This window comes from Opacimonas viscosa (assembly GCF_024199005.1).
Lineage (GTDB): Bacteria > Pseudomonadota > Gammaproteobacteria > Enterobacterales > Alteromonadaceae > Opacimonas > Opacimonas viscosa.
Genome location: NZ_JANATA010000268.1, coordinates 1 through 247 on the forward strand (window position 1 = coordinate 1; position 247 = coordinate 247).

Below are 247 nucleotides of genomic sequence, written 5' to 3' on the forward strand. Positions count from 1 at the left end.
TCCTATCGGTCTACCGACGAGGAAATCAGTAGGATGCAGGACAGGGCAGAGTCACCGTCGTTGTCGGTAGATGACAAGGTGCACTTGTGCTTTGCTTTAGGTAAAGCGCTTGAGGACAGTAAACAATTCGATGCTTCCTTTGCGTATTACGAAAAAGGGAATGCACTCAAAAAGGCCACTTTGTCATTTAGCATAGAACGCACCGAACAAGCCATTCTCCAACAGGTAGACGCGTTTCCTGTTGATG

At 47.4% G+C, this 247-nt stretch carries 1 pseudogene; it reads left to right on the forward strand.

The window, feature by feature from the left end:
• Positions 1-33: 33 nt before the first annotated feature.
• A pseudogene (locus tag NLF92_RS13550) lies at positions 34-247 on the forward strand (hypothetical protein); the annotation flags it as partial.